Source organism: Kushneria indalinina DSM 14324 (assembly GCF_003385845.1).
Lineage (GTDB): Bacteria > Pseudomonadota > Gammaproteobacteria > Pseudomonadales > Halomonadaceae > Kushneria > Kushneria indalinina.
The window spans coordinates 424342-440944 of record NZ_QRDJ01000007.1; the positions used below are offsets into that span (position 1 = coordinate 424342).

Below are 16603 nucleotides of genomic sequence, written 5' to 3' on the forward strand. Positions count from 1 at the left end.
CCCTGCTCACCAGCACCCTGAGACCTTTGTTGATACGTCCAAGGCAGGATGGACAGCGCACAGCCTTCACCACAGCATGGCGGGGTACGTCTTCCAAAGGATCGAGCCCATGAGTGCCCCCTTTATTACCGACAATCTACTCTTGCGCTGCCGCCGGGAGCAGCGCATCCAGCACGAGCGTAACCGTCGGAGCTTTGACCCCGCCGCCATCAACGACCGCAAGGAACTGTCCTTGCTGGTCGAGCAGGCCCTGGCCGATGGCGAGGACTACGAAAGCATCGTCACCCGACATCAGGACATCGAGCTCACCGAGGCGGAACTGATCGAGCTGATCGGCCCCGAGCAGGCGCTGCGCGATCGTATCGAAAGGTTCGGTCAGCTACACTGAATCGTGCCCCTAGTGCCGAAGGCCCCGCCCGCGCAGTGCGCCGGCGGGGCCTTTTTGCATGGCAGACACGCCACCGCAGACGACACTCGACCAGGGCCCTCACCGATGACCACAAGGAGATGACGACATGTCCCTGACCGATGCCCTCAACTGGCGCTACGCCGCCAAGCGCATGAACGGCGAGCAGGTGCCCGAAGAGACACTCGAGCGGATCATGGAAGCTGCCCGGCTGGCGCCCTCCTCCTTTGGCCTGCATCCCTGGTCGCTGGTTCATGTCAGAAGCCAGGATCTGCGCGCGCGTCTGCACGGAGACGCCGCTCCGCAGCCGCAGGTGATCGAGGGCTCCGATCTGCTGGTCTTCGCCGTGCATGACCGCGACTTCAAGGATCAGGTCGATGACCATGTTGTCCGCATGGCCCGTGCCCGCGGTCAGGACGAGAGCGAACTCGACGGTTTTCGCAACATGGTCAAGGGCGTGATGGATCAAAAGGGCAGCCATGAGGGCTGTCTGGAATGGGCCGCGCGGCAGGCCTATATCGGCATGGGCGTGGCGCTGAGTGCCGCGGCGCTCGAGAAGGTCGATGCCTCGCCGATGGAAGGCTTTTACCCCGACAGACTGGATGAGGCGCTGGGTCTGCGCGAGAAGGGTCTCAAAAGCGTGGTGATCATGGCGCTGGGCTATCGTGACCCCGAACGCGACCCGGGCGCCGACCGAGCAAAGGTGCGCCGCGACCGGGCAGACTTCATCCATACCATCGAGTGATGAGCGATGCTCACGCCACAAGGCCCCGCCCATGCGGGGCCTTTTTAATGGCCTGCCCGTAATATCAGCATTCGGAAATTTAATTAGCCTGCTAGCGATATGCGCCGGTATCGACCAGGCTTTGGAGGTCTTTCGCTTCCACTTGCAGGGAGAATGTCTCATGCAGTTTCGTGATCTGACCGATCGGGTGGCCGTGGTCACCGGTGCTTCCAGCGGGATTGGTGAAGCTACCGCCCGCGTACTGGCCGCTGAAGGCGTCAATGTTGTGCTGGTGGCACGCTCTGCCGACAGGATTGAAGCCCTGGCCGACGAGCTGGGCGAACGGGCGCATGCCCTCCCCACCGATGTGGGCGATCCCGCTCAGGTAGAGCGCCTCTTTCAGACGGTGTCAGGGCGTTTTGGCGGGCTGGATCTGCTCTTCAACAACGCCGGCGTGGGCTACCACGGCGATTTTGAATCCAGCGACCCGGAGGAGTGGCGCAAGACCGTCGATGCCAATCTCTACGGCGTGCTGCACTGCACGCAGCGAGCCATTCCCCTGCTGCGCGGCCGGGAAGGCGCGATGATCAGCACGGTCTCAAGCGTGGGCGGACGCTATGGCGTGCCGGGCTGGTCGGTCTACTGTGCGACCAAGTTCGCAGTGGTGGGCTTTCACGACACGCTGCGCAAGGAACTCGGTGAAGAAGGCATTCGTGTCTCGCTGATCGAGCCCGGCGCCGTCTATACCCAGTGGGGCAATAACGTGCCGGAAGAGACCATGAAGGAGCGACGCGATGAGGTCGATGCCCTGCACGCCGACGATATCGCCAACGCCCTGCTTTACGCCTTCGCTCAGCCCGGCCGGGTCAATCCCCAGGAGCTGCTGGTCATGCCGACCCGTCAGGTTTCCCCCTGAGGCGCCGCGCCATCCCGCCAGGCACTGCCCGCAACCGGCAGTGACCCATCAAGAAGGCCCCGCCCATGCGGGGCCCTTTTGATGGGCGCTCTGACGGCGATAGACGCACTGCCCGTGTGCCCATGGCCGATGCCGGCGCAGGGGTCAGCTCTTCGGAGCATGACGCTTGCTAACCCGACCCTGGTCTCTGCATCGATGGTCGCAGTGATCAATACTTTGAAGCAGTTACCCGATGCCATACCCACTCTGATATCGCCTTTACGCCAAAGCCATATTGGCTATCTGGTACCGCCCTCCCCTAGCCTGGCATGACTTACCAGGTCTTACGGCGCTGATGGTCCAGGTCGCACACGCAACGCCGCAGGCAAACATTATCGGGAGTCAGGCATGCGCCAGAACAGGGTGACCCTGCTGGAGAAGATCGGCTTTGGCATGGGTGATGCCGGCTGCAACATGAGCTTTGCAGCGGTCGTGATGTATCTCTCCTATTTCTACACCGACATCTACGGCCTGTCGCCGGCGCTGGTGGGGGTGATCTTTATCACCATGCGCGTGATCGATGCCATCACCGACCCGATCATGGGGTTCGTGGCCGACCGCACTCGAACGCGCTGGGGCAAGTACCGCCCGTATCTTTTGTGGGTGCCGATACCGCTGGCGATCTCGATTTTCCTGCTGTTCACCACGCCGAACTGGAGCGATGGCGCCAAGGTGGTGTATGCCTTCGCGACCTACTTTCTGATGTCGGTGCTTTATACCTCGGTGAGCATTCCCTACTGCTCGCTGGGTGGGGTGGTGACCGATGACCACAAGGCGCGGGTGTCGTTTCAATCGTGGCGATTTTTCTTCGCCGGCGTGGCCTATCTGATCCTGACCGCCTCGCTTCTGCCGCTGGTCGAGCTGCTGGGTGGCGGCAACGAGGCGCGCGGCTTTCAGCTCACCATGGGGTTGATGGGCATCATTGCCCTTTTCATGTTCGGGTTCTGTTTCGCCACCACCCGCGAGCGGGTCGAGCCCATCAGTGAAGAGAGAAAGCCCCTGAAGCAGTCGCTCAAGGCGCTGGTCAAAAACGAGCGCTGGCTGATTATTCTCGGCATTACCTTTTTGCAGGCAACGCAGTTCTTTCTGCGCCAGGGAGCTTCGATCTACTTTGCCACCTACGTGATGATGCTAAGCGCCGGCGGCATCTCGTTTTTCATTACCGCCGCCATTGTCGGCAAGATGATCGGCGCGCTGATCTCGCCCTGGTTTACCAGCCGGTTCAGCAAGACCCATGTCTACATGAGCACTTCGCTGATCATCACGGCAGGCTCGATCGGGCTTTTCTTCATGCCCTTTGAGCAGATGATGATCACCACCCTCGCCTTTGCGCTGGTCAATCTGATCAATGGCATCGGCACGCCGATTTCCTGGTCGATGATGGCGGACGCCGAGGACTACGGCGAATGGAAGACCGGCGAGCGCAATACGGGCATGGCCTTTTCGGGCAACCTGTTCTTTTTGAAGGTAGGACTGGCGGTGGCCGGCGGTCTGATCGGGATGATGCTCGCCATCGGCGGCTATGAAGCAGGCGTTGAAGCGCAGAGCGCCAGTGCAGTGCTGGCCATCACCCTGATGATGACGCTGATTCCGGCGCTGATCACCCTGGCGCTGGCCGGTGCCGTCTGGCGCTTTCGCCTTGACGATACCCGCATGGACGCCATCCGCACCGATCTGGAGACGCGTCGCAGCGGGGGCAACGCATCAAGCATGGACGCTGAAGCCTTCCCGACCGGCAACATGGCACCGCGGCCGGGCTGACAGGCCGGCGCGCAGGGCCATGCCGTCAGGAGACGTCGTGGCCCCTGGTCTGCGTAGGCCCCAAATTCTTTTCACGCATTCGTTTGACCCTGCCCCTTTCAACGTGACACGATGCCCTCAGTTGGTTAGCAAGTCGAATATAGTCAGTAGCACTCGAGTCCTTCGGTAGCCTGGTTTTATCCCCCTTGTTTTACCTGCTTCATCTGGGGCAACACCCGGTAACTTTTTATAGCGCTTTGTGCGCAAGGAAATTCGAATATGTCAACTGGCACAGTAAAGTGGTTTAACGACGCTAAAGGCTTTGGCTTCATCTCTCCGGCAGACGGCGGTGATGATCTGTTCGTCCACTTCTCCGAAATCAAGGCTGAAGGCTTCAAGTCGCTGCAGGAAGGCCAGCAGGTCTCCTTCGACGTGACTCAGGGCAAGAAAGGCCTTCAGGCTGCAAACGTCCAGGCAGACTAACCTTCGGGTTATCATGCCTTCAGGTCTTCTGACCTGACGCAACAAGGCCCGCTTCGGCGGGCCTTGTTGTTTTTGTGTATTGACTACCAATATGTTTATCAATCCGATCGTGCAGACATGCGGGATAGTGACATTGATAGACCTCAAGGGCCCCGCCATGTGCGGGGCCTTTTGACGACGGGTGTTCCAGTGATCCGGCATCGCCCGTATCAGGCGTGCGCCGTCTCTCGAATTCTGAAGGTGGCCACCAGCTTTTGCAGCTGCCCGGCCTGCTCTTCCAGCATACTGGCGGCAGCCGTGGACTGCTCGACCATGGCAGCATTCTGCTGGGTGACCATATCCATCTGGGCAATGGCAGTATTGACCTGATCCACACCGCCATTCTGCTCACGCGAGGCAGTCGCAATCTCATTGATCAGCGTGGCAAGCTCTTCAATGGCACCTCGAGTCTGCTCGATGCTGCCGCCGCTACGCTCTGCCTGTGCCACACCGGAGGTAATACGCTGGCTCATGGTTTCCAGCAGCTGGCGAATTTCGCCGGCCGAGGTGGCACTGCGATTGGCCAGTGCTCGTACTTCCGAGGCCACCACCGCAAAGCCACGCCCCTGCTCACCGGCGCGAGCCGCTTCTACCGACGCGTTGAGCGCCAGAATATTGGTCTGAAACGAGATCGAATCGATGGTGGCCAGAATCTCGTTAACGCGCTGCGACTGCGTGGCAATCTCCTTCATCAATGACAGACTCTGTACCACATCACTACTGCTGCTGCGCGCGCTGCCGGTGGCATCGATGGTCAGCGCATTGATCCGCTGGGTCGCTTCGGTGTTGTTTTTCACCGTTGACGAGATCTCCTCCATGCTGGCGGCGGTTTCCTCCAGCGAAGCAGCCTGCTGCTCGGTACGGGCCGCGAGGTCATGGCTGGCATGAGAGAGCTCGCTGGCACCGGCATGAACGCTTTGACAGGTTTCACGGATCGAACCCACCAGGGTCAGAAGCGAGGCGTTCATCTTCTTCATGGCCGCCAGCAGCTGGGCGGTTTCATCGCGTCCGGTGACGGTGATCTCCTGGGTCAGGTCGCCCTGTGCGACCTGTTCGGCCACATACAGCGCCCGGCCCAGGGGGCGCGTGATGCTTCGGGTAATGACGACCGCCAGTGCGACTGCCGCCAGCAAAGCGATCGCGGCAAAGACCAGCAGGCTGACCATGGTCCGGGAATGCGCCGCTGAAATCGTCTCATTGGCACGGTCCATACGCTCGGCGGCGACCGTGTTGATCTGATCGGCGAGCGATTCAAGCTGATAGACCTGCTCCTTGTAGGCGCCAAAGGCCGCATTGGCCTGAGCAGGCTCGGTCAGCTCACCATTCACGATGCGCTGATGGATCGCCTGAAACCCTGCCGCGTAAGCCTCAAGCGCTGCCTCTGCCTGTGTATAGAGCTGGCGCAGGTCATCGGTCGGCGCGAGCTGTTCGCCTTCCGCCAGCGTCTGACTCAGTGCTGCGCGAGAGTTCTCCCACTTGTCGTAATAACCGGCGACCCTGTCGGGGGTGTCGATATTGATGAAGCTATCCTTCTCGAAGCGTCTCTCCTCAAGTGCCAGGCGCTGCACATTCAGCGCATTCTGCGCCAGAGCAGCATCCGTATTGATGGCGCTGTCAGCAGTCTCTTTCATGTTGCTCAGGCCCACCAATCCTACAATGGCACTGGCCACCAACAGCAGTGTCAGGACACCAAAGGCCATGGCCAGACGCGGGCCGATTTTCAAACGGGTCAACATGCTCGGATCACTCATGGAAGATGGAATTACCGTGCTATATCGACGTGACCCGAGCTTTCTTGATAATAGCCTTCAGAAATCAGGAATAAATTAATGATAATAAAAGGTTATTAAAAAGCGTTAACCGCACGACATCCCGATCCATAGGGCCCATGAAAGCAGACGTGGGTATACACGTTGCCCCGAACCGGTTTATATCAAGGCTTTCTGCTACTGACCGGCGAGTCACCATGGCTATTGAGATCACATCGTTGCAGGAGCGCCCGGCCTTCATTGATGCCTGCAGCGCCTGGACCTACGGCCAGTGGGGCGTCTACAGCCCGCGCACGCTGGAAGAGACTCGTCTGCTGTTTGCCAGCGCCGCCCACGGCAGCGGCCTGCCATTGACACAGATGGCTCATCACGGCGACCGCCCGGTCGGCATGGCCAGCCTGTTTGAAAACGACTGCGCCCAACGCCCGGACCTGCGCCCCTGGCTGGCCGCCGTTTTCGTTCACCCGGACTACCGCGGCCGCGGCATTGCCGGACGGCTGATTGAGGCGATCGAGCAGGTGGCCCGTTCATGCGGCGAGACAGGGCTGCATCTCATCACCACGGACCACCAGGAACTCTACGAGCGCCACGGGTGGTCAAGAACAGGCAGCGTCAGCTATCCGGACCGCTTTTGCGTACTGATGGAAAAACGCCTTGCCGATCCTGGGACGCCGCCATGAGTCGGGCCCATTCATCGCGCCGTTATCGACTCGGTGAATGAGCGCAGACGTCAGGTCGATGTCGAGCGGCTGGACAGCCGGGAGGCAAGGTGCAAACGGTGAATGCCGCCGGCAAGTCGCGCCTCGATAAAGTCGATCTCCAGCGGCGCGGTAAAATGCTCGGCCATGAGCGCGATGACGCGATCGGCGTGGGCCTGAATGACCCGTTGATCGGCGGCGGTCGCGAAGTTGGAAAGCGTTTTCAAGGCCTTGAGAAGCGACAGGCAGATGCTCAGATCCTCGCCCCCATAATGGAGAATGGGATCAAATATCCTGAACATCAGGCTCTCGATGCCCTCCTCGTGCCACGAGATCAGACAGCGCCCATTGTCATCCACCCGCCTGTTGCAGGGCGTGAGCGTCAGGCGCTGCGCCATCAGCTCAGTCATCTGATGGATACACAGCCGCGCCGTGCCGGGGTCGTTGATGCCCGGCGACAGCGCCTTGATGGCGACCTCCATCAGCTGTGTCAGACCGTTGACATAATGATCCCGCGTGGACTCTCCTTCGACATATTGCAGACAGGCCAGTATCGCCTCGATCAACGCATCGCCCGGGGCGCTGTCCGCCTCGACCGTCAGGATCGGAAAGTTCTTGACCACGAAATCGCCAAAGCTGAAACCAATATGGATGGCGATATCATGACGGCGCGCGAGGCTCGCCAGCGCATCGAAATTGACGCTCTGGATATAGCCACTGTTGCGGGAGTGGACGGGATAGCCGTCCCGGAGGTCGATCTCTCCGGTTTGATGGATATATTCGTCGCTCGCCTGGCGTTTCCTGAGCCTGTCCAGCGACAGCTGGGTCGAGACCAGCAGGTTCTGGGTGATCGCGTTGATCTGCACCGACTGGGAGGTGCCATGAATGAAAAACACGAACATGGCCAGGCTATTGATCACCATCGCCGAGCCCAGATACACCGCCAGCGAGCGCCAGGTGTCCGGCGTGTCACCAACGGCCGGCACCAGCAGCAGAATCAACAGATACAAAATGGTGCCGAGATAGTGCCCCAGCACCTGCTGGTGGCGCTTCTCGGTCATGATGCCGAACACCAGCTTGTTGGAGAAATTGCTGCCGGCCTGGGTCAGCACCGACATCACTGTGGAAAAGCTGAACACCAAAAGCGAGATCATGCCCGCCATCAGCGTGGCCAGAAGCGTGCGGGCGGTGTCGGGCTGGTCGAAATCTAGAACGTCCAGAACGCCCGGCAGTTTTTTTACATCCAATGTGACGGCCGCTACCCCCACAATCACATAAACCGCAATGATGAGGCTGGTCAGGTAGGCAATACTGTTGCGAAAGCCGTTGATAAACTCGAGCACCCGTGACGTGTTCATGAAGAGAGAACAACTCCTTTGATTGATGCGTGCCGCGCCATGGCGGTAGCCGGCCGGGCGCTTTGCGAAAATCCCGAACCCGCCGCCGCTGTTTTCCAGCACCACGTTTAACCCTTAATTCTGCGAAACGTCATGCCATTACGAACATCGACCCGAATCAATAAATACATTAGTGAAAGCGGCCTGTGCTCGCGGCGCGAGGCGGACCGCCTTGTGGAACAGGGCAAGGTCCGACTCAACGGCCGACGCGCCACCACGGGCGATCAGGTGGTCGCCGGTGATCGGGTCACGGTCGACGGTCAGGAGATCGAACCCCGGGAAGCAGAAGACCTGATACTGATCGCGCTCAACAAACCAGTGGGCATCGTCAGCACCACTGAATCAAGCGAGAAGGACAACATCGTCGAGTTCGTCAAACACGGCGCGCGCATCTTCCCCATCGGCCGCCTGGACAAGGACTCCCAGGGGCTGATCTTTCTGACCAACAACGGCGATCTGGTCAACCGCATCCTGCGCGCCGACAACAACCACGAAAAGGAGTATCAGGTCACGGTCGACAAGCCGATCACCCAGGACTTCATTGACGGCATGCAAAACGGCGTGCCGATTCTGGGCCAGATGACCCGTCGCTGTCAGGTCGAAAAGGTCTCCACGTTCGTGTTCACCATCACGCTGGTGCAGGGCCTCAACCGCCAGATCCGCCGTATGTGCGAATTTTTCGGCTATGAGGTCACCCAGCTGATCCGCACCCGGATCATGAACGTCTCGCTCAAGGGACTGGCCATCGGCGACTGGCGCGATCTGACGACAAAGGAAGTCGACACCCTCATCGAGCTGACCGAAACCTCCGAGACCGCCCCCAAAGCGGCCGGATCGAAGGGCCCGCCGCGCGGCAAGGACGGTCAAAAGAGCGGACAGAACAAGCCCGACCCGCTGGGCATCGGCAAGCCTGCGCTGGACAAGATGTATTCAAAGGGCAAGGGCAAGCCCACACCCGCCGGCAAACCACAGCCCACCGGTGGCGGCAAAAAGGCCGGCAGCAGTGGCAAGCCGGGCGGCAAACCCGGTGCGCCGAGCAAGGCGAACGGCAAACCCACCGGCAAGGGCAAGCCCGGCGATAATAGAAGCGCCCCGCGAGGTCAGCGCCCCGGTCCCAAAAAGAAGCGTTAAGCTCTATACAAGCGAGAGTGTACGAACCACACTTTGCGTTTTCCCGCAGGACCACTTCCATGCCGCATCTATTTACCGACCGCCCCCGCAGCGCCCGTCCCGGCCGGGGCAAGAGTAATCTCGAAAAGGATTACCGCTGGGAAGGCATCAACGCGGTGCTCTACGAGCTGGGCGGCGTGATGTTCATCGTCGGCAGCGTCATGTTTTACCCACGCCTTGAACACATCAGGGATATCGGCGCCTGGCTGTTCTTTGTCGGCTCGCTGGTCTATCTGGTCGTGCAGGCCCACGACGTCATCGAGGTGCGCCGCTTCTGGAGCGACAGCAAGAAGGTCTCGCCCTCGCAGCTTCTGGAGGTCATCTCGCTGGCGGTTTATATCATCGGCACCGTGCTGTATGCCGTGGGCAGTCTGTTTTTTCTATCGTGGTGGCACTGGATCGTGCCCGGAGCGTGGCTGTTCATTATCGGCTCGGTGCTCTTTCTCATCGGCGCCTGTCTCAACGTCATGATGGTGATTCGCGCCTCCGCCCTGCTCACCCTTCAGCTGATGAACCTGACCGCGGTGACCTTCGTGGTGGGCTCGGTGCTGTTCGTGGTCGCCTCCATCCCCTATCTGTGGGGATTTGACAGCGTGGCCGACCACGACCAGCTGCATAACCTGCTGGCCTCGCTCTTTCTGGTGGGCAGCGTCTTTTTCATGGTGGGCGGGCTCTTTAACCATCAGCGCGCCAATATCGTCATCCGCCACCGCTTTGACGCCACCGCCGAGGACAGTGAAGCCGACGAGCGTCTGCTCGCCTTCATGCGCGGTGAACTCAACGACCCCGAGCACAGCCTGGATGACGACTTTGAATATGAAGACAGCTCCACGGTAGAACCGGCAAAACCCGCCTGAGCTGCATGACATAGACACGCGGCCTGCCCCGGGTCACCTACGCAAACCCCCGACCAGCCAGGCTGATCGGGGGTTTTTAATGTCGGGCATCAAGTGATTGAAGCGTCATGCTGCCTATTTCTGATCGCCTGAATACCTCATTTGCTCAATGTGCCAGCCTGTCACGGCGTTTTCACCATGATTGATCGCAGCGCCAGCTCCCTTGAGCGCCTCGTCATAATGTACGCCGCCGGCGCCTGACACGGTAAGCTCCCCGGCCACCAGCGCCCCATACAATTCGCCACTTCCCGACACGTCCACCCGGGTATCGGGGGCATAGATAACGGCATAAGTGCTGGCGGCACCGTTGATGGCAACCCCTGCCTGACCGCTGGTTTTACCGTAGCTTGAGTAGATGGAGAAAATCGGTTTGCCTCGATCATCAATGACCCTTTCCGATTCGGTCTCTATGGCTCCCGCCCCTCCCAGGGAGTAACGACCGGTGACCAGCAGGGTCAGCGTGGCGCCCTTTTCAATCGTGATTCTGGCACTGTCACTGATATCGACATTGCCATTCACGTAAAGCACGACATCGCCGCCCTTGATAAAAAGATGCCCATCACTGAACACTGACAACCTTTTCAGGTTCAACACCGAGGATTGTGTGCCCAACACACTGACGTCCTGGTTCAGTGTCGACGCGCTGTCCGTTACCCAGCGCTGAACGTCATATTGCGGATCAAAATAGGACACTTGCGTGGGGGTAATATTCACCTGGTTGTAACGCCACGGCCCGACATTCATGTTGCCGGAACCGGTCAGCCCATCAAGTGCCGACATGGCTGACGCCAGCGCGATATCGGGTGGCGCGGCAGCATTCACCGCTACCGTTTTCCCCTGCTCTTGCGTGACCGTGCCCCCGGCAACATTACTGTCGCCGGACACATTGTGATAGGTCCCGCCGGCCTGCACATCGCCATCGACTCTGGCGCCATAACTCCTGACCGTAATATCGCCGTTGGCCCGGACACTCCCCTTTACCCGGCCACTGCTTGCAAAAGCGACATCGCCTTCACTGTAGATACTGCCGCCAACGCTGCTGCCGCCACCGGTGACATCGACATTGCCCCCGGCATTGATATCGCCGGTCACCCTTGCCGAGCCGTTTAGTACGACATTCCCCTCAGCCGTGACATCACCATCAATGGGCGAGCCACCGTCCAGCGTCAGTACCGACTTTTTACCCTTGATCACCACCCGGGCACCGCTTTTAACGTTACTGCCACCGTAGGCCCCCTGGGTGGAATCGTAACTGTCTATCTTCCCGCTACCGACAAGGCTGATATTGCCGCGCGACTGGATCAATACATCAAAAACACCCTTCTCTTGTTCCGCCAGCCGCGCCACCAGTGTCATGTTGGCCATGGTATTATCGATGCCGCGCCCGGTACTTTTGATGGTGACAAGATCTCCCCCCGGGCTGGTCTCGCGCGCCACACTATTGAGCCAGTATTCGGCGGTCATGCCACGGGCGGTTTCACCGTTTCGCCCGTCAGCCTCCACCAGAGAGACGACGTGATGATCGAGCCCGTCGACATGACCCGCCATGGCGTCGCCTTCCCAGCGCTGCCCGGCTTTCAACAACGTCTCCTGCGGCGCCAGCGCCAGCAGGGTATAGGCCCGCAGGGCGCCCGCTTCGGCGGCCAGCATCGCCTGGGTCTTGCCGGCATGATCCACCGACATGCGCGTGTGATAAAAGCCGGACCGGAACGCCTGCATCGCGACCATCAGGGACAGTGACAGGATGATCAGCGCGATCAGCAGGGAAAACCCGCCCTGATGCCCTGCCTTATTCATGGTCACGCTCACTTCCGGCCAGGATCTTTTGATGCAGTGCGAAATAAAGCAGGTGGGTGTGTTGCGGGTTTTTATCGCGGTGATTGGCGACACTGAACTCGATACGCACTGCCGCGACTCTGGGCCAGTCTGCCGCACTGATGTCATCAGCGCTCAGGTACTCACGTTCCTTTATGTAGTGATCCCGGTCATGATCAATGCCGTAGCGCAGCGACAGATCCGCGACGTTCTCCAGCAGCACGGCACCACCACAGGTAAGCCTTTGGGCATCATCAAAGACGATGGTTTCCAGCCACTCGGCGGACTCGTCATGGAGCTGACCGGCGCAGTCGGTGACCGGCTCATTACCGCCCGGGTCGCCCCTTTGTTCCAGCACAAGGCTTCTTGGGGTGCTGGCGGCATTGACCGCACTGGCCTGATGCACACGAGTGGAAAAGAACTGCTGAACATACTGCAGCCCCTGCTGGTCAGCATTGATGTCCTGCTGAAAAAGCGAGGCGCGCGCAATCGCGAGATAAAGCCCAATCACGGCGATGATGACCCAGCTGCCAATGGCAAGGGCGATCATCATTTCAAGCAGCGTCACGCCGCGTTCGTTCCTGCCTGAGGCAGCGTGATTACCCGCTGATAAACGGCTTTTAATCGTCACGAGCATTCCACCCGGGGCAGTATCGTGATCAGGTCAACCTGATGGCGGGACTGTTCGCGGCCTCCCCAGAAAATCGTGGCCTCTACCCGATAAAACAGTTCGCCATCAACTGGCGAATGCTTGATTGCCGCCGCCCAGTGGGGCTGCAACAAGGGGTTGGCTGCGGGTGAGCGCATCTGTTCGCGCCACTGCGACTCGATCGTCACAAAGCCCTGATCGGGGAGCGTACAAAGCCCGGTCCAGAGCTGCTCCATCAGATTGGATGCCTGGCCAAGCGCCATGGAACGCTCATGGCTCAGGGTCGACTGCTGCATATTTCTGGTGGTCAGCGCCAGAAGCCCCATGGCCGCGATACCGATGATCAGCATGGCAATCAGCGGCTCGAGCAGGCCAAAACCCGCCTGATCATGCCGGATTACAGGCCGCATGCGTGCGACCTGACAGACGCCTGCCCGCTCATGCTGATGCACACATAGCGGACATCGCCTTGATGGCTGAGCTGGAACCCGCTGACGGACGAGGAAAGGTATCCCATCGAATTGAACATGATGGCTTCAGACTTGTTACCGGAGCCGTAATCCTCGGAAATCAGCCCGGCATCGATATCGCTGGTATCGATAATGCGAACCCCCTTGTCGCCGTCGGCCATCATGATCTGCCAGCCCTCCTTCCAGTGCTGGCCGCATGCATGATCGCTCCCGCGCGGGCAGACCTTTACTGAAAGGTTATGCGTTGAAGCCTGATTTCGGGCGTAAAGAAGGGAAGTCAGCAGGGTATTGGAAAGATCATCCAGCACCTGACGCGCCATCATTTTTTGATAAGCGGGGATGGTAATCATGCTAAAAACTGCCAGCACCGACAGCGCAATCAGCATTTCAATTAACGTAAACCCTTGCTGGCGTGGCACGTTCACCCCATGAGCTGTCGCGCCCCTGCGAAATCCTGAACCAGAATGCCGTATGGCCATCGATCCGTACTCCTGACTCGTCAGGCAACATGCCCTGGTGGCCGCTATCGTCATAATATCGGGGTCTGGCAGGAAAACTTGAGCGCAGGCCGGCCTGCCCTGGCCGCATACGCAAACCCCCGACAGCGCACCGCTGCCGGGGGTTGGTGGGTCAGGCATGAAGGGACAGCGGACGCGCTACTCGGCGTGATCGATGCGCCGCTGGGTCTCGCCATCGACCAGCGTGCGCAGCATGGTCAGCACCGGCTCGGCATCCGTCTGGCGCGTACCGTAAGTAAGATTAAAGGCGTAATCGAAGTCCGACGGGTTATCGCCCTGGCTGTGCTGCAGGATGGTCTCGAGCTTATCCAGCCCCTTCACCAGCCGCGCCTCGCGCGAGGTGCCCTGCTCGTAGTCCTCCCACAGCGTGAGAAACTCCAGCTTTAACGCCTCATCCAGCGGCGCCATAACGGTGAGCAGATCCAGCCGCTCCTGGGTGTTCTTGTCGGCATCCTGCGCAATGGCCGGCTGATCGCCATGGATCGCCTCGCCCAGATCATGCAGCACGCAGAGTTTCAGAACGCGCGTCATGTCCAGCGGCGCCAGTTCGCGCTCGAAGGTCATCGCCATCAGACACAGCCGCCACGTATGCGCCGCCGTATCCTCCTGCCGCCCGGTGGTGGTGTAGGCCGTGCGCAGCACGCTCTTGAGCCGCTCGGCTTCCTTTAAAAACGCCAGCCCGTTGCCGAGTCGTTCGATGTCCATGGGGGCTCCATATTGTATTGGTGCGAGGGGGTACGAGTGATGCAGCGAGCAGCTACGGCCTACCTGTTTTCAGCCGTTCTGAGCATGAAAAAGTGAATCTCGTTTTCCGAGACCACTTCAAAACCATGTCTTTTATACAGGGATGCCACCGGGTTCCACTTCAAATACTCAAGTCGGATGTTCTGATTCGATGCATCACAATCCCTGACGACATCGTTTAATAATCTGGTGCCAAGCCCATGCCCTCTGTGAGCCCCTTCTATATAAAACTCGCCAAGACGTACCGTATCGCCTTCATCAAGCAGTGAAAGAGTGCCTATTCGCTCATCGTCTCTCATGACGATGAACCATGGCTTTTCTCTCCATCTCTGCTGATGAAGGGCCATCTGAAACTTTTCATCCCATCCCCAGCGCACCGCGATGTGGGGCCCCAATGCCTCCTTTTTGACAGCGAAGGCAAACTCGAAATCCGATTCCAGCGCAGGCCGTAAATGCATGGTCGTTTCCTCGCTATAACTGATTGTGCCTTCGGCCCCCACCATAGAGCAAAGCATCAGAGAAACAGCCCTGCCCACCATTTGCAGAGCCTCCGCAACACTTCCGATCAATGATTACGGAGTGATCTCATATGCTGGAAAATTTAATTTTCTTCTAGGGCACTATTTTTCGACTCTGCTTGATTGTCTCTAGGTTCAGCTGCCACTTTATTTACTCCTGATCGAAGTTTGTTTTTATGTTACCAACCTTATCGTTAATCTTCCCCCCTATTGGCTTTCTTCCTAAAGGATCCCTATGAATTTGAGCTATGAGACTTCGAGTGAAATTATTGTACTCCTCACCTTTTGAATCATTATCAGAGAATTGATCAGAAAATCCTATCAAAGATTTAGCCAATACACTTTTAAATGCATAATCTTCTTTTATATTATTTAACTTCACAAATTGACTGGCACAGAAGAAGGCAGCAGCTATGAGAATTGGCACCAAAGAAAGCCTACCTAAAATGCTTTTATAAGTAACTTCGTTATCAAAAAACACCCAAGCACCTATAGCAACAGCTAAAAGGACAAAAGCAGCACCACCTAGAACCCAGAAAAGTTCAGCTTTGCCTGATTTCATTTCGTTATACTTCTCGGAAAATGCAGCACTAATACCTCTAGCAGTACTGTACTCCAAGGCTTCTCTTGCTTGTGCTATTATTTTTTCGATCTCTTTAACTCTGTTTCTATTATCTTCTAAAATATTTTCAATCGTTTCATTATACTCTTGAGTCTTTTTCTCTTGCTTTTCAAGCTGTGCCTCTCTACCATCTATTTTCTTATAAAACAGGTTGATAGCATCACTTTGCTTTTCAGATTCCTTATTTAATTCATGAAGCTCTGAACTTATTTGATCCGCATTGTCAAAGATGTTTTTCAGATTTTCTTCCGCATCATTAAAACTATTTATTCTTGTATTCATACTATTAATTGTCGCAGAAAAATTCTTTTCTAGCTCGACAGCTTCATTATGCTTTTCAACAGCTTCTGAAAGCTTACTTTCTATTTCTCCTTGCTCGACTCTTATGGCTTCCATCCTTTCATCAAGTTGGCCTTTAAGGATCTGCAAATTACTAATCTCTAGAGAGAACTCTTCAAAGCGAGCACTGCTATTACGAAGACCATAGCTTCTAAGCAATGGCTTTAAATCATTTAGTTTTGTAACAATCTTATTTAGATCATGACTTTCAACATAATCTTGCAGTTCAGCCAAATCCCCTACTATATTTGACCTCTCCTGATAAGTAGTTATTTGCAGACACTTTTTCCCACTGCGTATCAACGCTGCCATATCAGTCAAAACCGCCTTCGCACCCTCTATTACTGCTCTAGCATCAAACTCTTTTTCTGGACCAAAGCATTCCCCTTCATAATCCTTCGCCTTAATTTTAGACAAAAGGCCACGTATTTCTTTAACGTAATCGTTTATCTTTTTGAATGTAGTCTCTGACATGACATAAAAACTCAGTGGCTGCTTAAAAAATATCTAAACAAAAATTAACGGACGCCAAAAATATATCTTTAGCCAACAACACGACGGTCAGAAAAAATAAAACATCGCCCCTAGGGAGTATTTAACTAATTTTTGGCTTAAGGAAATGGACTCACAAAACCCTGAGCAGACTCAGTA

At 57.2% G+C, this 16603-nt stretch carries 17 protein-coding genes; 8 read left to right on the forward strand and 9 right to left on the reverse strand.

Annotated features, from left to right (window positions below; translation table 11 throughout):
• Window positions 1–109 precede the first annotated feature (109 nt).
• From C8D72_RS08625 to C8D72_RS08645, 5 genes are all read left to right on the forward strand, one after another.
• Window positions 110–388, forward strand: coding sequence for a hypothetical protein (locus C8D72_RS08625; protein WP_115854005.1), 279 nt, complete (start codon window positions 110–112; stop codon window positions 386–388).
• A 127-nt stretch (window positions 389–515) separates the two neighbouring features.
• Complete coding sequence (locus C8D72_RS08630; protein ID WP_115854006.1) at window positions 516–1151, forward strand: nitroreductase family protein; 636 nt, start codon at window positions 516–518, stop codon at window positions 1149–1151.
• Window positions 1152–1311: 160 nt separating this feature from the next.
• Window positions 1312–2046 carry an SDR family oxidoreductase gene (locus tag C8D72_RS08635; RefSeq protein WP_115854007.1) on the forward strand — a complete coding sequence of 245 codons (735 nt, stop codon included), beginning with the start codon at window positions 1312–1314 and terminating at the stop codon, window positions 2044–2046.
• A gap of 387 nt (window positions 2047–2433) precedes the next feature.
• Window positions 2434–3846 carry an MFS transporter gene (locus C8D72_RS08640; protein WP_115854008.1) on the forward strand — a complete coding sequence of 471 codons (1413 nt, stop codon included), beginning with the start codon at window positions 2434–2436 and terminating at the stop codon, window positions 3844–3846.
• Window positions 3847–4104: 258 nt separating this feature from the next.
• Entirely contained in the window at window positions 4105–4308 is a 204-nt protein-coding gene (locus C8D72_RS08645) for a cold-shock protein (RefSeq protein ID WP_115854009.1), read from the forward strand.
• A gap of 209 nt (window positions 4309–4517) precedes the next feature.
• Here the strand turns inward: C8D72_RS08645 and C8D72_RS08650 are convergent, their stop codons facing one another.
• Window positions 4518–6083 (reverse strand): methyl-accepting chemotaxis protein, encoded by a 1566-nt coding sequence (locus C8D72_RS08650; RefSeq protein WP_115854010.1) that lies wholly within the window; start codon window positions 6081–6083, stop codon window positions 4518–4520.
• 230 nt (window positions 6084–6313) lie between these two features.
• Between C8D72_RS08650 and C8D72_RS08655 the strand changes: the two genes are divergently transcribed.
• A complete protein-coding gene (locus C8D72_RS08655; protein WP_170140547.1) occupies window positions 6314–6796 on the forward strand; it encodes a GNAT family N-acetyltransferase in 483 nt (160 codons plus the stop codon).
• 50 nt (window positions 6797–6846) lie between these two features.
• Here C8D72_RS08655 and C8D72_RS08660 read toward each other — a convergent pair whose 3' ends face one another.
• Window positions 6847–8172 carry a DUF2254 domain-containing protein gene (locus tag C8D72_RS08660; protein WP_115854012.1) on the reverse strand — a complete coding sequence of 442 codons (1326 nt, stop codon included), beginning with the start codon at window positions 8170–8172 and terminating at the stop codon, window positions 6847–6849.
• Window positions 8173–8304: 132 nt separating this feature from the next.
• On the opposite strand from C8D72_RS08660, the gene rluF reads away from it, so the two are divergent.
• Together rluF and C8D72_RS08670 are read left to right on the forward strand one after the other, a co-directional pair.
• A complete protein-coding gene (rluF, locus tag C8D72_RS08665) occupies window positions 8305–9342 on the forward strand; it encodes a 23S rRNA pseudouridine(2604) synthase RluF (RefSeq protein ID WP_115854013.1) in 1038 nt (345 codons plus the stop codon).
• Window positions 9343–9401: 59 nt separating this feature from the next.
• Window positions 9402–10238 (forward strand): YrhK family protein, encoded by an 837-nt coding sequence (locus C8D72_RS08670; RefSeq protein ID WP_115854014.1) that lies wholly within the window; start codon window positions 9402–9404, stop codon window positions 10236–10238.
• Window positions 10239–10352: 114 nt separating this feature from the next.
• On the opposite strand, the gene C8D72_RS08675 is transcribed toward C8D72_RS08670, so the two are convergent.
• The 7 genes from C8D72_RS08675 to C8D72_RS08705 form a co-directional block, all read right to left on the reverse strand.
• The gene (locus C8D72_RS08675) at window positions 10353–12074 is read right to left on the reverse strand and encodes a DUF7305 domain-containing protein (protein ID WP_170140548.1); all 1722 of its coding nucleotides are present in this window, start codon (window positions 12072–12074) and stop codon (window positions 10353–10355) included.
• Window positions 12067–12729: a PilW family protein gene (locus tag C8D72_RS08680; RefSeq protein WP_115854016.1), complete on the reverse strand. Its 663-nt coding sequence runs from the start codon at window positions 12727–12729 to the stop codon at window positions 12067–12069. The genes C8D72_RS08675 and C8D72_RS08680 overlap by 8 nt, the downstream gene beginning before the upstream one ends.
• The gene (locus C8D72_RS08685; protein ID WP_115854017.1) at window positions 12720–13151 is read right to left on the reverse strand and encodes a type IV pilus modification PilV family protein; all 432 of its coding nucleotides are present in this window, start codon (window positions 13149–13151) and stop codon (window positions 12720–12722) included. Before C8D72_RS08685 ends, C8D72_RS08680 begins: the two co-directional genes overlap by 10 nt.
• A complete protein-coding gene (locus C8D72_RS08690; RefSeq protein WP_170140550.1) occupies window positions 13139–13690 on the reverse strand; it encodes a GspH/FimT family pseudopilin in 552 nt (183 codons plus the stop codon). The genes C8D72_RS08685 and C8D72_RS08690 overlap by 13 nt, the downstream gene beginning before the upstream one ends.
• A 177-nt stretch (window positions 13691–13867) precedes the next feature.
• Window positions 13868–14434 carry an HD domain-containing protein gene (locus tag C8D72_RS08695; RefSeq protein ID WP_115854019.1) on the reverse strand — a complete coding sequence of 189 codons (567 nt, stop codon included), beginning with the start codon at window positions 14432–14434 and terminating at the stop codon, window positions 13868–13870.
• A gap of 59 nt (window positions 14435–14493) precedes the next feature.
• Window positions 14494–15012: a GNAT family N-acetyltransferase gene (locus tag C8D72_RS08700; RefSeq protein ID WP_115854020.1), complete on the reverse strand. Its 519-nt coding sequence runs from the start codon at window positions 15010–15012 to the stop codon at window positions 14494–14496.
• Window positions 15013–15142: 130 nt separating this feature from the next.
• Window positions 15143–16426 carry a coiled-coil domain-containing protein gene (locus C8D72_RS08705; protein ID WP_115854021.1) on the reverse strand — a complete coding sequence of 428 codons (1284 nt, stop codon included), beginning with the start codon at window positions 16424–16426 and terminating at the stop codon, window positions 15143–15145.
• Window positions 16427–16603 lie beyond the last annotated feature (177 nt).

Coding starts and splice junctions, on each gene's coding strand:
- C8D72_RS08625 (WP_115854005.1), top strand. CDS start 110: ATGAGTGCCCCCTTTATTACCGACAATCTACTCTTGCGCTGCCGCCGG.
- C8D72_RS08630 (WP_115854006.1), top strand. CDS start 516: ATGTCCCTGACCGATGCCCTCAACTGGCGCTACGCCGCCAAGCGCATG.
- C8D72_RS08635 (WP_115854007.1), top strand. CDS start 1,312: ATGCAGTTTCGTGATCTGACCGATCGGGTGGCCGTGGTCACCGGTGCT.
- C8D72_RS08640 (WP_115854008.1), top strand. CDS start 2,434: ATGCGCCAGAACAGGGTGACCCTGCTGGAGAAGATCGGCTTTGGCATG.
- C8D72_RS08645 (WP_115854009.1), top strand. CDS start 4,105: ATGTCAACTGGCACAGTAAAGTGGTTTAACGACGCTAAAGGCTTTGGC.
- C8D72_RS08650 (WP_115854010.1), bottom strand. CDS start 6,083: ATGTTGACCCGTTTGAAAATCGGCCCGCGTCTGGCCATGGCCTTTGGT.
- C8D72_RS08655 (WP_170140547.1), top strand. CDS start 6,314: ATGGCTATTGAGATCACATCGTTGCAGGAGCGCCCGGCCTTCATTGAT.
- C8D72_RS08660 (WP_115854012.1), bottom strand. CDS start 8,172: ATGAACACGTCACGGGTGCTCGAGTTTATCAACGGCTTTCGCAACAGT.
- rluF (WP_115854013.1), top strand. CDS start 8,305: ATGCCATTACGAACATCGACCCGAATCAATAAATACATTAGTGAAAGC.
- C8D72_RS08670 (WP_115854014.1), top strand. CDS start 9,402: ATGCCGCATCTATTTACCGACCGCCCCCGCAGCGCCCGTCCCGGCCGG.
- C8D72_RS08675 (WP_170140548.1), bottom strand. CDS start 12,074: ATGAATAAGGCAGGGCATCAGGGCGGGTTTTCCCTGCTGATCGCGCTG.
- C8D72_RS08680 (WP_115854016.1), bottom strand. CDS start 12,729: ATGCTCGTGACGATTAAAAGCCGTTTATCAGCGGGTAATCACGCTGCC.
- C8D72_RS08685 (WP_115854017.1), bottom strand. CDS start 13,151: ATGCGGCCTGTAATCCGGCATGATCAGGCGGGTTTTGGCCTGCTCGAG.
- C8D72_RS08690 (WP_170140550.1), bottom strand. CDS start 13,690: ATGGCCATACGGCATTCTGGTTCAGGATTTCGCAGGGGCGCGACAGCT.
- C8D72_RS08695 (WP_115854019.1), bottom strand. CDS start 14,434: ATGGACATCGAACGACTCGGCAACGGGCTGGCGTTTTTAAAGGAAGCC.
- C8D72_RS08700 (WP_115854020.1), bottom strand. CDS start 15,012: ATGGTGGGCAGGGCTGTTTCTCTGATGCTTTGCTCTATGGTGGGGGCC.
- C8D72_RS08705 (WP_115854021.1), bottom strand. CDS start 16,426: ATGTCAGAGACTACATTCAAAAAGATAAACGATTACGTTAAAGAAATA.